This window comes from Streptomyces sp. NPDC048441 (assembly GCF_043200235.1).
Lineage (GTDB): Bacteria > Actinomycetota > Actinomycetes > Streptomycetales > Streptomycetaceae > Streptomyces.
This window is the reverse complement of the sequence record NZ_JBICXM010000007.1, coordinates 406,067-419,227: the sequence shown is the minus strand read 5'-3', so window position 1 is coordinate 419,227 and position 13,161 is coordinate 406,067. Positions and strand designations below refer to the sequence as shown.

At 69.6% G+C, this 13,161-nt stretch carries 11 protein-coding genes; 10 read left to right on the top strand and 1 reads right to left on the bottom strand.

Annotation, left to right across the window (positions count from 1 at the left end):
- Positions 1-20: 20 nt before the first annotated feature.
- Positions 21-1,499 carry a sulfatase-like hydrolase/transferase gene (locus ACGFSB_RS20605; protein WP_393401206.1) on the top strand — a complete coding sequence of 493 codons (1,479 nt, stop codon included), beginning with the start codon at positions 21-23 and terminating at the stop codon, positions 1,497-1,499.
- The gene (locus ACGFSB_RS20600; RefSeq protein ID WP_393401042.1) at positions 1,499-2,821 is read left to right on the top strand and encodes a family 43 glycosylhydrolase; all 1,323 of its coding nucleotides are present in this window, start codon (positions 1,499-1,501) and stop codon (positions 2,819-2,821) included. Before ACGFSB_RS20605 ends, ACGFSB_RS20600 begins: the two co-directional genes overlap by 1 nt.
- A gap of 7 nt (positions 2,822-2,828) precedes the next feature.
- Here the strand turns inward: ACGFSB_RS20600 and ACGFSB_RS20595 are convergent, their stop codons facing one another.
- Complete coding sequence (locus ACGFSB_RS20595; protein WP_393401204.1) at positions 2,829-2,957, bottom strand: HTH domain-containing protein; 129 nt, start codon at positions 2,955-2,957, stop codon at positions 2,829-2,831.
- Positions 2,958-3,071: 114 nt separating this feature from the next.
- On the opposite strand from ACGFSB_RS20595, the gene ACGFSB_RS20590 reads away from it, so the two are divergent.
- The 8 genes from ACGFSB_RS20590 (at position 3,072) to ACGFSB_RS20555 (ending at position 12,961) form a co-directional block, all read left to right on the top strand.
- A complete protein-coding gene (locus ACGFSB_RS20590; RefSeq protein WP_393401201.1) occupies positions 3,072-3,641 on the top strand; it encodes an AbgT family transporter in 570 nt (189 codons plus the stop codon).
- A gap of 73 nt (positions 3,642-3,714) precedes the next feature.
- Entirely contained in the window at positions 3,715-4,875 is a 1,161-nt protein-coding gene (locus ACGFSB_RS20585) for a M20 family metallopeptidase (RefSeq protein WP_393401039.1), read from the top strand.
- A 149-nt stretch (positions 4,876-5,024) separates the two neighbouring features.
- On the top strand, positions 5,025-6,653 hold the full coding sequence (locus tag ACGFSB_RS20580; RefSeq protein WP_393401036.1) for a class I adenylate-forming enzyme family protein: 1,629 nt from the start codon (positions 5,025-5,027) through the stop codon (positions 6,651-6,653).
- Between the two features lie 412 nt (positions 6,654-7,065).
- A complete protein-coding gene (locus ACGFSB_RS20575) occupies positions 7,066-8,541 on the top strand; it encodes a xanthine dehydrogenase small subunit (RefSeq protein ID WP_393401034.1) in 1,476 nt (491 codons plus the stop codon).
- A complete protein-coding gene (xdhB, locus tag ACGFSB_RS20570) occupies positions 8,538-10,949 on the top strand; it encodes a xanthine dehydrogenase molybdopterin binding subunit (RefSeq protein WP_393401032.1) in 2,412 nt (803 codons plus the stop codon). Before ACGFSB_RS20575 ends, xdhB begins: the two co-directional genes overlap by 4 nt.
- Position 10,950: 1 nt before the next feature.
- Positions 10,951-11,760: a xanthine dehydrogenase accessory protein XdhC gene (gene xdhC / locus ACGFSB_RS20565; protein ID WP_393401198.1), complete on the top strand. Its 810-nt coding sequence runs from the start codon at positions 10,951-10,953 to the stop codon at positions 11,758-11,760.
- Between the two features lie 97 nt (positions 11,761-11,857).
- Positions 11,858-12,604: a phosphotransferase family protein gene (locus ACGFSB_RS20560; RefSeq protein WP_393401029.1), complete on the top strand. Its 747-nt coding sequence runs from the start codon at positions 11,858-11,860 to the stop codon at positions 12,602-12,604.
- Positions 12,605-12,712: 108 nt separating this feature from the next.
- A complete protein-coding gene (locus tag ACGFSB_RS20555; protein WP_393401027.1) occupies positions 12,713-12,961 on the top strand; it encodes a hypothetical protein in 249 nt (82 codons plus the stop codon).
- Positions 12,962-13,161: the final 200 nt, after the last annotated feature.

The window sequence follows — 13,161 nt, the reverse complement described above, 5'->3', positions numbered from 1 at the left end:
GGCCCTCTGTGCGCCACAACATGCTCTTCCTGATGACCGACCAGCACCGGGTGGACACCCTTGGCGCGTACGGCAACCCGCACACGCACACCCCGAATCTCGACCGGCTCGCGGCCGACGGCACACGGTTCGACAGCTTCTACACCCCCACCGCGATCTGCACCCCGGCGCGCGCCAGCCTGCTCACCGGGGCGGCCCCGTTCCGGCACAAGCTGCTCGCCAACTATGAGCGCAACGTCGGCTATCTCGAGGACCTCTCCGACGGCCAGTTCACCTTCTCCGAGCAACTGCGAGCAGAGGGCTACCACTTGGGCCTGCTCGGCAAGTGGCACGGCGGCGTGCGGCGCACCGCCGCCGACTACGGCTTCGAGGGCCCCGACCTGGCCGGCTGGCACAACCCCGTGGACCACCCCGACTACCTCGCCTACCTGGCGGAGAACGACCTGCCCCCGTACCGCATCACGGACCCGGTACGGGGCACCACCCCCAACGGCAGCCCCGGAAACCTCCTCGCCGCCCGCCTCCACCAGCCGGTCGAAGCCACCTTCGAGTACTACCTGGCCACGCGCACCATAGAGATGCTCCACCGCTTCGCCGCGCAGGAGAGGCACGGTGCCGGGGCGCCGTTCTTCCTGGCCACCCACTTCTTCGGCCCACACCTGCCGTACATCCTCCCGGACGCGTACTACGACATGTACGACCCCGGTCTTGTCGAACTGCCCGCCTCCGTGAGCGAGACCTTCGCGGCGAAACCGACGGTCCAGCAGAACTACAGCAAGCTGTGGGCCTTCGACACCATGCCGCCGGAGGAGTCGCGGAAGCTGATCGCCGTCTACTGGGGCTACGTCACGCTCATCGACGAGCAGATCGGCCGCATCCTCGACGCCGTGCGGGAGTTGGGCCTCGACGAGAGGACCGCGGTCTTCTTCACCGCCGACCACGGCGAGTTCACCGGCGCCCACCGGCTGCACGACAAGGGTCCCGCGATGTACGAGGACATCTACCGCATCCCCGGGTTGCTGAAGGTCCCCGGCGCCCCGCAGGGCCAGGTGCGCGAGGAGTTCGTCTCCCTCACCGACTGCACCGCCACCATCCTCGACCTGGCGAACAGCAAGACCGGTCCCGCCGTGGACAGCCGCAGCCTGCTGCCCCTCGTACGCGGCGAGCACCCGCTGTGGGACGAGCACCACCTGGCCGAGTTCCACGGCCACCACTTCCCGTACCCGCAGCGGATGCTGCGCACCAGAACCCACAAACTGGTGATCAACCCGGAATCCCGCAACGAGCTGTACGACCTCGACGCCGACCCCGACGAGCTGCACAACCGCCATGACCACCCCGAAATGCGGGGCATACGCACGGCACTGACCCGGCGGCTCCACGACCTGCTCCGTGAGCGCGGCGACAACTTCTACCACTGGATGACGCCGATGTACGACGTGGAGACGGACTACGACACCACCCTCTCCGCGTTCGAAACCACGAAGGAGACAGACTGATGACCGGATCCGAGAACGGAACACACGTCGGCCGACGGACCCTGCTGGCCGGCATCGCAGGCTCCATGGGGGTTGCCGCACTGCCCACGGTCACTGCCCAGGCGCTGCCCGCGAACGCCGCGGCGGCGAAGCAGTACCCGCCGAACTGGCCCGGCCTCGAGCCGTACGGCCTCGCGGACACCCGCAAGGACCTGTGGCCGCGCGAGGACAACTCCTTTCTCCTGCCTCTCGAACTCCGGCCCCGCGACAAGGAGTTGGGCCGCGTCTGGATGCGCGACACCTACGTCAACTGCTTCGTGGTCGATGGCCGTCCGCTCTACGTCGCCACAGGCACCACCCGCGTCCCCGGCCTCCAAGGGGCCGCTCCCTGGAACGACGGCCTCTTCGTATGGACGGCACCGTCCCTGCACGGCCCATGGCGCCTTGCCGACACCACCGGCATCCGGCCCGGCGCCGAGCGCGGAAAGGTGTGGTCGCCCGAGTTCGTGGGGGAGAACCGCCCCGGCCGTACGGTCGTCGCCCCATGGCAGGAGTACTGGTTCGACGACGAGTTCGGCAAGCGCGGCGAGGTGTGGGCGCCCGAGCTGCACCACTACCGCGGCAAGTGGTACCTCGTCGCGTGCATGGGTGACCACTCCCAGAAGGTCGGCTCGTTCCTGCTCGTGAGCGAGGGCGGGGTGGCGGGCCCGTACCGCCTGGTCGAGGGCAATCTCGACAAGCCCTTCGGCGACCCGCTCACCGACGGGCCCGAGTTCATCGAGCCCGGCGCGTACCACCACATCGACGGCAGCCTCTACACGGAGGGCGCCGACGCGTGGCTGGTGCTGCACAATCACGTCTACGCCAAGTTCCGCCAGGACATGGAGGACATCGTCCCGACGACGAACCTCCCGGCGTTCCAGCAGACGCCGTACACCCTCGAGCCGTATCTCGAAGGCGCCTACGTCTTCAAGCACGGCGGCAAGTACTACCTGGTACACGCCGCGTGGGACCGTACGTCGGCCAATGACGACGGCAGTACCCGCCACGCCTACGACCGGCCGCGCACCGGCCGGACGCAGTATCAGTACGACGCGGTCGTCGCCGTCGCGGACCGCTTCGAAGGCCCGTACTCCGAGCGTTGGACCGCGGGCGTGGGCGCCGGGCACAACAACTTCTTCAAGGACAGCGAAGGCGGCCTGTGGGCCACCTTCTTCCGCAACCCGGCCGCCGGCTACTGGGCCGACCCGTCCCGCACCCATGATGCCGCGGTGGCGGGCGTCGTACGCCTGGAGTGGACAGGCCCGAAGGGCAACCGCCTGTACGTACGACGCCAGGCCTAGAGTTTCGCTATCGGGTGTGGCGGTTCGGCGACAGGATGTCGTGGGCCCGGTTTCCCAGTACCAGGAGCGACTGGATCGTCCGGTAGGCGGTGGACCGGCTGACGTCGAGTTCGCGGGCGACCTGCGCCGCGGAGATCCGGCTGTCATCGACCAGCAGCTGGAGCGTCCGGAACTCGGTCTCGTTGAGGGGCCCGACGCTGCTGGGGGCCGCATCCGGGAGGGCGTCGGCCTGCCGGCGCAGCTCCGCACCGTGTACGGACTGACCGTGCGCACCATCACCGCCGCGCAGGACATCCCGGACCTGATGGCACGAGGGCTGCGCGAACTGGTCCCGGTTCTCGTGCTGTTCTTCGCCGTCTCGCAGTTCCTCGGCTACTTCAAATGGACCAACCTCGGACAGGTCATCGCGATCACCGGCGCCCGTGTGCTCGACTCGCTCGGCGCGCAGCCCGTGGTGATCTTCGTCGGCGCGGTGCTGCTCGTCAGCCTGCTCAACCTGTTCCTCACCAGCGGCTCGGCGATGTGGTCGCTGATCGCACCCGTCCTGGTGCCGATGCTGATGCTCCTGAGCATCCGGCCGGAGACCACCCAGGCGCTGTTCCGCATCGCCGACGCGCCCACCAACAGTCTCAGCCCGATGAGTCCGTACTTCGTCATCGCGCTGGGGTTCATCCGCCGCTACCGGCCGTCCGCGGGGATCGGCACGTTGATGACCCTGGTCCTGCCGCTCGCCGTGGTCAACCTCGTCGTATGGCTGGCGCTGTTCCTCGCCTGGTACGCACTGGGCATACCGCTCGGCCCCGGCGTCCCCGTCCGATGAATCGCTGAACCCCTGAACCCCTAAATCTCTGACCCCACACACAGATTGGCGCACCCCATTGTCCGCGAAGCCGTTGGCCATCTGGACCCGAACCCACCTCGACGACCTGCTCGCCGATCTGTCGGCGCTCGTCGACCTCGAGTCGCCCAGCACCGACAAGGCGTTGCTGGACACCACCGCAGCCTCGATCAGGTCCTGGGTGGAGGACCGGCTCGGCCCGCCGGCCGAATGGATCCGCCACGAGCAGGTGGAGCACGGTGATGTGCTGACGGCCACCTATCCCGGTACGGCGAATCCCGGTGAGGGGAATCCAGGGAAGCCGGTGCTCCTGATCTGCCACTACGACACGGTGTGGCCGGCGGGCACGCTGGCCGAGTGGCCCTTCACCGTGGACGGCGGGGCAGCCAGGGGGCCGGGCGTCTATGACATGAAGGCCGGGCTCGTCACGGGCGTCTGGGCGCTGCGGGCCTTGCGCGACCTGGGGCTGCCCCACCCGACGGTGACGTTCGTGTTCACCGGTGACGAGGAGCTCGGCAGCCCGATGTCGCGGCCCCTCATCGAAGACGCGGCACGCGACTGCGCGGCGGCGCTGGTACTCGAACCCGGAATCGGCTGGGACGCCAAGACCGAACGCAAGGGCGTCGGCACCTTCAGCATCACCACCACCGGCATCGAGTCCCACGCGGGCAACGACCCCGCGGCCGGCGCCAGCGCGGTCCACGCGCTCGCCGAGCTGGTCACCCGGCTCGCCGCGGCGGCGGACCCCGAGGCCGGGACCACGATCAACATCGGCACTTTCGACGGCGGCACCGCCCGTAACGTCGTCGCGGGCCGCGCGCACTGTCTTGTCGACGTCCGCATCAGCCGCCAGGACGAAGCCGCCCGCGTCGACGAGGTCCTCGCCGGGCTCCGGCCCAGCGATCCGCGCGTCGAGGTGCGGATCGGCGGGGAGTGGAACCGCCCGGCGATGCGCCTGACTCCGGCGAGCGAGGCTCTGTTCGGCCTGGCCGACGAGGTCGCCGCCGAGCTGCGCGGGCCGCTTGAGCCGATCAGTGTCGGCGGCGGCAGCGACGCGAACTTCATCGCCGCGCTCGGTGTGCCGGTCCTCGACGGGCTCGGCTGCAGCGGCGCGGGCCCGCACGCCCGCCATGAGCACGTGATCGTCGACGACATCCCCGACCGGGTCGCGCTCGTGGCAGGTCTCCTGCACCGGATGGCCGCCGCAGCCGTTTGACGCCTCCTTGTGTCCACGCCTCGCGTTCAATCCTCGCGTCCACGGAGCCCATCCGGCCCCCCAGGCCGGGGCATGATACTTCGTCAGCTGATGGCCGAAGTTGCCCCCTGTGAGGCCACCGCTCCCGCGCGGCATGTTTGCATAAGTCCATGATCATTAACGCAGAGCAAACATCCGCGCCCCGGACATACGTGGACCGCATCCTGGAACGCTGGGAGAAGGACGAGAACGCCGAGGCGCTCGTGCAGGGGGCGCAACGGCTGACCCGGGGGGAGGCCCGGCGGCAGCTGTTCCGGTTGGGGCACGCGCTGCGCGCGCAAGGGCTCGTACCCGGCGACGGAGTGGGGCTGTTCCTGGCCAACCGTGTGGACTCCGTCCTGGTGCAGCTCGCGGTCCATCTCATCGGCTGCCGCGTCGTGTTCCTGCCGCCCGAACCGGGTCCGGGTGAGCTCGCCGCGCTGGTCGAGCAGTCCCGGGCACGCGCCGTGGTCACCGACCCGCTCTTCGCGGAGCGGGCAGCCGACGCGGCAGGACGTAGCGTCCACGCACCCGCGCTGCTCAGTCTCGGACCCTGTGAGCAGCAGTGCGCGGACCTCCTCGCCCTGGCGGCCGAGTGCCCCGAGGCGCGCCCCGAAGGCGTGCCCGCCCCGGCAGCGGACGAGGCCGTCACCGTCCTCTACACCGGCGGCACCCTGGGCCGACCCAAGCTCGCCGCGCACACCCACCGGCTCTACAACGTGCTGGTGGGCCTGGTGGAGGACACCCCGCAGGACTCCAGCGCCACGGGCTTCTTCCCGACCATGACCCCGGGCACGGACAGGGTGCTCGCCGCCACGCTGCTCACGCACGGCAGCGGCCACCTCACCTCGATCCAGGCGCTGGTGACAGGGTCCACCCTCGTCGTGCTGCCCGAGTTCGAAGCGGGCGCGGCCCTCGCGGCGCTGCGCGAGGAGCGGATCACCGCCACCATGTTCGTACCGCCGATGCTGTACGCGCTTCTCGACCACCCGGAGTGCGTGCCGGGCGCCCTCCCCGCGCTGCGGCGCATCGTCGTCGGCGGCGCGGCCTCGTCGCCCAGTCGGCTACAGCAGGCGGTCGAGGTCTTCGGGCCCGTGCTCAGTCAGGGCTACGGGCAGTCGGAGGCGCTCGGTATCACCGCGTTCGGCGCGGAGGACCTCGCATCGGAGGGAGCCCGGAGGCCCGAACTCTGGCGCAGCTGCGGTCGAGCGATATCCGACACCGAGATCGAGATCCGCGGTGAAAGCAGCACGGAGGCGCTGCCCGTCAGGCGGGTCGGCGAGGTGTGCGTCCGGGGCGAGGCGGTGATGCTCGGCTACTACGAAGACCCGGAGCGTACCGCGGAGGCACTGCACGACGGCTGGCTGCGTACCGGAGACATGGGCTATCTGGACGCCGAGGGTTACCTCTATCTCGTCGACCGGGCCAAGGACATCATCGTCACCGGCAGCACCAGCGACAACGTCTACTCCAGGGTCCTCGAGGATTTCCTGCTCACGCTGCCGGGTGTGCGCAACGCGGCGGCGCTCGGGGTGCCGGACGAGGAGTACGGGGAGGCCGTACAGATCTTCCTCGCCACGGCCGAGGGCGCCGACGTCGACCCGGACGCGGTCGGGGCGGCGGTGACAGCCGAGTTGGGGGAGTTGTACACGCCCCAGAAGACGGTGCTCCTCGATCGGCTGCCGACGACCAAGGTCGGCAAGGTGGACAAGAAGGCGCTGCGCAGCGAGTGGACGAGCGCGGCTCTGGCCACGCCGTAGGCGCAGGGGGAGGGCGGGCGGCGGACGTGGCGGGGCAGCGCACGCCTGGGGCGCAGGTCAGCCTCTTGACCTGGGCGGCCCCCAGCCGCTAACTTCCGGTAATCGCCGACCCATGACTACCGGAAGGAGGCGACCAGCGGATGTACACCAGCTCTGACCTCGGTCGCCTCGCCCAGTGCACGGTCTGGGTTCCGGGTCGAATCGCGCACGGCAGCTGACCACGCCGTTCGGATGTGCCCCTTCGCGGCACATCCCGGATTCCCCGTCACCACCTTCCAGACCTCGCGGTACGTCGCTGTCGCGTGCCGTCCTGCGCCCGCTCCTCTCCCGCGGCGCGTCTGAACACAGAAAGCTGCCTGAAATTGGCGAACATGACGAACCGACCGATCGCGCACCGAAACGAAGGCCTGTCATGACAGGGGCGCGGATCACGGTCAACGGGAAAGAAACACCGATCTCACCGGCTTCGCCCCACACCACAGCGCTGGATCTGCTGCGCGAGCGTGGCCTCACCGGAACCAAGGAGGGCTGCGCCGAGGGTGAGTGCGGCGCCTGTTCGGTCCTGGTGGCCCGCCCCGGGGTGAACAAGCCCACCGACTGGGTGGCGGTCAACGCCTGCCTGGTCCCGGCCGCGGCACTCGACGGCCAGGAGGTCATCACCTCCGAAGGCCTCGCCACCGTCGGCGAACCCGGCACACCGGCCACCCTGCACCCGGTGCAGGAGGAGATGGCGGCTCGCGGCGGCTCCCAGTGCGGATACTGCACACCGGGATTCATCTGCAGCATGGCCTCCGAGTACTACCGGCCGGGCCGCTGCGAGCACGCCGACACCACTGATGCCGACACCGCCGACGCCGACGCCGAGCACGGTCCGAACGGCTTCGACCTGCACGCGCTGAGCGGCAACCTGTGCCGCTGCACCGGCTACCGCCCGATTCGCGACGCCGCGTTCGCCGTCGGTACGCCCACCGATGAGGACCCCCTGGCCCAGCGCCGCGAGCAGTCCCCGCCCGCGCCGGTCGCCACCGAATACACCCGGGACGACAGCACGTTCGTACGCAAGAACACCCTGGCCGAAACGCTGCGGTTGCTGCGTGAGCGGCCCGAAGCAGTGGTGGTGGCCGGCTCCACCGACTACGGCGTGGAGGTGAACATCCGCTCCCGCAGGGCGGATTGCGTCGTCGCCATCGACCGGCTGCCCGAACTGCGGGAGCTGCGCGTCGAATCCGACCACATCGAGATCGGGGCGGCGCTGACGCTCACCGAGATCGAACGCCGCCTCGATGGTGAAGTCCCGCTCCTCGCAGAGCTGTTCCCGCAGTTCGCATCGCGGCTCATCCGCAACAGCGGGACCCTCGGCGGCAACCTGGGTACCGGCTCGCCCATCGGGGACAGCCCGCCGGTGCTGCTCGCGCTCGAGGCATCGTTGGTGCTCACCGACGCCGATGGCGAGCGCGTGGTCCCCCTGTCCGACTACTTCACCGGCTATCGGCAGAGCGTGCGCCGTACCGGCGAACTGATCCGCGCCGTGCGCATCCCGCTGCCGCTGTCGCCGGTCGTGGCCTTCCACAAGATCGCCAAGCGGCGCTTCGACGACATCTCCAGCGTGGCGGTCGCTTCCGCACTCGAGATCGAGGACGGGATCGTCCGCAAAGCACGCATCGGCCTGGGCGGCGTGGCCGCCACCCCGATCCGCTCCCTCGCCACCGAGGCCGCCCTGGAGGGCAAGCCGTGGTCGTCGGAGACCGTCGAGGCCGCGGCCCGGGTGCTGCGGGGCGAGGGCACACCGATGGACGATCATCGCGCCAGCTCCCTCTACCGTTCCGCGATGCTCGGCCAGAGCCTGCTGAAGCTGTACGCGCAGACCACCGAGGCGGTTTCCTCATGAGCCAGTTGTCCGAACGCCCCGAAAAGCCCGTCGTCGGCGTCTCGATGCCGCACGAGAGTGCCTTCCAGCACGTCACCGGCGCCGCGCTCTACACCGACGACCTGGTCCAGCGCACCAAGGACGTACTGCACGCGTACCCGGTCCAGGTCATGAAGGCCTGCGGCAGGATCACCGCGCTGCGCACCGAGCCCGCGCTCGCCGTGCCCGGCGTGGTCCGCGTGCTGACCGGCGCCGACGTGCCCGGCGTCAACGATGCCGGTATGAAGCACGACGAGCCGCTGTTCCCCGACGAGGTCATGTTCTACGGCCACGCGGTCGCCTGGGTGCTCGGCGAGACCCTGGAGGCGGCTCGCCTCGGCGCCGCGGCCGTCGAGGTGGAACTCGACGAAAAGCCGTCGCTGATCACGCTTCAGGACGCGATCGCGGCCGGGAGTTTCCACGGCGCCCGGCCCCTGATGGTGACCGGCGACGTCGACGCCGGCTTCGCCGACTCCTCGCACGTGTTCACCGGCGAGTTCCAGTTCTCCGACCAGGAGCACTTCTACCTGGAGACACATGCCGCGCTCGCTCTCATCGACGAGAACGAGCAGGTGTTCATCCAGAGCAGCTCTCAGCATCCTTCGGAGACCCAGGAAATCGTCGCGCACGTCCTCGGTCTGCACAGTCACGAAGTGACCGTGCAGTGCCTGCGCATGGGCGGCGGCTTCGGCGGCAAGGAGATGCAGCCGCACGGGTTCGCGGCAGTCGCCGCGCTCGGCGCCAGGCTGACCGGCCGCCCGGTCCGGCTGCGGCTCAACCGGACGCAGGACCTGACCATGTCCGGCAAGCGGCACGGGTTCAACGCCACCTGGAAGATCGGCTTCGACGCCGACGGCCGTATCCGGGCCCTGGACGCCACCCTGACCGCCGACGGCGGCTGGAGCCTGGACCTCTCCGAGCCGGTCCTCGCCCGTGCGCTGTGCCACATCGACAACACGTACTGGATCCCCAACACGCACATCGCGGGTCGTATCGCCAAGACCAACAAGGTCTCCAACACCGCCTTCCGCGGCTTCGGCGGACCTCAGGGCATGTTGGTGATCGAGGACATCATGGGCCGGTGCGCGCCGCTGCTCGGGCTGGACCCGATGGAGCTGCGCGAGCGCAACTTCTACCAGCGGGGCCAGACGACGCCGTACGGGCAGCCGGTCACCCAGCACGAACGGATCTCCGCCGTCTGGCACAAGGTCCGGGAGAACGGCGGCGTCACCGACCGCAAGCGCGAGATCGCCGCCTTCAACGCCGCGCACCCGAACACCAAGCGGGCCCTCGCGATCACCGGCGTCAAGTTCGGCATCTCCTTCAATCTCACCGCCTTCAACCAGGGCGGCGCGCTGGTCCTCATCTACAAGGACGGCTCGGTCCTGATCAACCACGGCGGCACCGAGATGGGCCAGGGCCTGCACACCAAGATGTTGCAGGTGGCCGCGACCACGCTGGGCATCCCGTTGCACAAGGTGCGCCTGGCCCCGACGCGAACCGACAAGGTGCCCAACACCTCTGCCACCGCCGCCAGTTCGGGGGCGGACCTCAACGGTGGGGCGGTGAAGAACGCCTGCGAGCAACTGCGCGAGCGGCTGCTTCAGGTGGCCGGCACCCAGCTGGGTGCGAATGCCGCGGACGTGCGCATCGTCGAGGGCGTCGCGCGCACCCTGGGCAGCGACAAGGAGCTCGCCTGGGACGACCTGGTGCGTACCGCGTACTTCCAGCGCGTCCAGCTGTCGGCGGCCGGTTACTACCGGACCGAGGGGCTGCACTGGGACGTGAAGAGTTTCAAGGGCTCGCCGTTCAAGTACTTCTCCGTCGGCGCCGCCGCGGCCGAGGTGGAGGTGGACGGCTTTACCGGTGCGTACCGCATCCGACGGGTGGACATCGTGCACGATGTCGGCGACAGCCTGTCCCCGATGATCGACATCGGCCAGGTCGAGGGTGGCTTCGTACAGGGCGCGGGCTGGCTGACGCTCGAGGACATGCGCTGGGACGCCACGGACGGGCCGCATCGCGGCCGTCTCCTCACCCAGGCGGCGAGTACGTACAAGCTGCCGAGTTTCTCGGAGATGCCGGAGGAGTTCAACGTCACGCTGCTGGAGAACGCCACCGAAGAGGGCGCCGTATACGGGTCGAAGGCGGTGGGCGAGCCGCCGCTGATGCTGGCGTTCTCGGTGCGCGAGGCGCTGCGGCAGGCCGCCGCCGCGTTCGGGCCGAGCGGGGTCAGTGTCGAGCTGGCCTCGCCCGCGACGCCGGAGGCGGTGTTCTGGGCGATCGAGGCGGCTCGCCGGGGCGATGCCTCCCAGAACGGCCACGTCCGCGACGGGTCTGCCGCAGGCGGCAGGATCCGGTCCGACGCAGAAGCGTTGAGCGGTGCCTGACATGACGTGGATCGCCGCGGTCGCACGGTTGCGGGCACGCCGGGAGCCCGGCGTCCTGGTGACCGTCGCGACCGTACGCGGTCATGCCCCGCGTGACGCCGGTGCGAAACTCGTCGTGGGGCAGACCGAGGCGTGGGGCTCGATCGGTGGCGGCAATGTCGAGGCCGTCTCGATCGAACGGGCCCGGGAGATGATCGCCGCGTCCAAGGCGGAGCCGGAGCTGATCGATTTCGCCCTGAACGACAAGGTGACCAACGAGCATGGCGTGCAGTGCTGCGGCGGCACGGTCACGGTACTGCTCGAACCGCTGCCCGTAGTACGGGCGGTGGCGGTCTTCGGCGTCGGGCACGTCGGCCTTGAACTGGCGCGCATCCTGGCCCGTCAGGACCTCGACCTCCACCTGATCGACAGCCGCTCCGACATGTTCACCGAGGAGCGGCTCGGCGTCCTGGCGGACGCGGCGGCGCACGTGCACGTGCATCACACCCCGCTACTGCCCGAGGAGGTGCTGGAGGAGTTGCCGCACGGCACCCACGTCCTGATCATGACCCATGATCACGCCGAGGACGCCGCTCTGTGCGACGCCGCCTTGCGCACCACCCGTCTCGGCTCCATCGGGCTGATCGGGTCGGCAGTCAAGTGGGTGCGCTTCCGCAAGCGCCTCGCCACCGAAGGCGGTCACGACGAGGCCACCATCGACCGGATCAAGACCCCGATCGGTCTTGCCGACATCACCGGCAAGGAGCCCGCGACCATCGCCCTGAGTGTCGCTGCCGATCTGCTGCGCACCTTCGAAGCCGAGGGGGACTGACTTCCAACTCTCGGTGGCGGTACGGGGCGGGGCAACGTGCGATCGCACGCGAAAACCCGGGCGACGTGGACGGGAGTCGTCCCGGATACTGGTCGCCATGGATACGGTCAAGGTCGTCGTCGCGCATTCCGAGCGCGTGACCCTGCGCGTCGGCGATGTGTTCCTGAAGGTGGACGCCGATCAGGCGCGCATCGACGTCGAGGTCGAGGCGATGGCCTCGGCGCCGGTCCCGACCCCGGACATCCTGTGGCGCAAGCCGCCCGTGCTCGCGATCGCCGCGCTCCGGGGGGCGCCGCTCGGCCGCCTGGGCGAGCCGGCGACGGCATCGCCGGCGGCGTGGGCCGCGGCGGGTGCCGCCATCCGGAAGCTGCATGACGGTCCGTTGCCGCCGCGGCCCGGCCGGGCCGGCCGGAGCCTCGACGCATTGGCCGCGGAACTCGACGGCGAGTGCGAACTGCTCGTGACGAACGGTGTCCTGCCCGCCGACCTGGTCACCCGCAACCGCCGTGTCGCCGAGGCCGCGTTCAGGCCGTGGACTCCGGCGTTCACCCACGGCGACCTGCAGATCGCGCATGTGTTCGTCGACGGCGACGAGGTCACCGGCATCCTCGACTGGTCGGAGGCGGGCCAGGGCGATGCCCTGTACGACCTCGCCACCGTGACGCTCGGACACGAGGAGCACCTGGGCGACATCGTCGCCGGCTATGGCACCGACGTCGACCTCCAGGTGATCCACGCGTGGTGGTCGTTGCGCAGCCTGCTCGGGGTGCGCTGGCTGATCGAGCACGGCTTCGACCCGCACACGCCGGGCTGTGAGGTCGACGTGCTGAAGGCCCGGATGTGAGGAGTACCGACGCCACGGACTGGGTCCAGTCCACGCGGTCGGCAGCGCCGTCACCAATGTCTCCGAGGGCGACAAGGCCATCGTGCACCCGCTGATCACCTGCGGACTGTGCCGGGCTGCCGGGCCGGTGACGACGTGCACTGCGAGAACAGCCTCTTCCCCGGCATCGATACGGCCGGCGGTTATGCCGAGTACCCGAAGACCTCCGCATGCAGTGTCGTGCGGATCGACGACTCCCTCGAACCGGCCGATGTCGCGGCTCTGGCCGACGCGGGGCTGACGGCGTATCACGCCGCGGGCGGGCTCGGACACATCGACGTCCCGTCCCGACCGTCGACATCCAGGCACCCAACGTGAGGCCCTGGAAGACCCCAAGCTTCCTCGGGCCGTACGAAGTAAGAATGTTCTTCGGCTGCTTGCAGTGCAGCCGCTGAACCCACGCTGACCTGGCAAAACGATAGTTGGCGCAACCTTTGGTCCGGTGGCAGCACCTTTGGAGGGCACGGGAAAGCAGGCGAGGGTGCTGATGCGGTGAGTGCGACAGGGGCGGCGTCCGT

Bases quoted from the DNA above. Each gene is read 5' to 3' on its own strand.
- ACGFSB_RS20560 (WP_393401029.1), top strand. From the start codon at position 11,858: ATGGATACGGTCAAGGTCGTCGTCGCGCATTCCGAGCGCGTGACCCTG.
- ACGFSB_RS20605 (WP_393401206.1), top strand. From the start codon at position 21: ATGCTCTTCCTGATGACCGACCAGCACCGGGTGGACACCCTTGGCGCG.
- ACGFSB_RS20580 (WP_393401036.1), top strand. From the start codon at position 5,025: ATGATCATTAACGCAGAGCAAACATCCGCGCCCCGGACATACGTGGAC.
- ACGFSB_RS20575 (WP_393401034.1), top strand. From the start codon at position 7,066: ATGACAGGGGCGCGGATCACGGTCAACGGGAAAGAAACACCGATCTCA.
- xdhB (WP_393401032.1), top strand. From the start codon at position 8,538: ATGAGCCAGTTGTCCGAACGCCCCGAAAAGCCCGTCGTCGGCGTCTCG.
- ACGFSB_RS20600 (WP_393401042.1), top strand. From the start codon at position 1,499: ATGACCGGATCCGAGAACGGAACACACGTCGGCCGACGGACCCTGCTG.
- xdhC (WP_393401198.1), top strand. From the start codon at position 10,951: ATGACGTGGATCGCCGCGGTCGCACGGTTGCGGGCACGCCGGGAGCCC.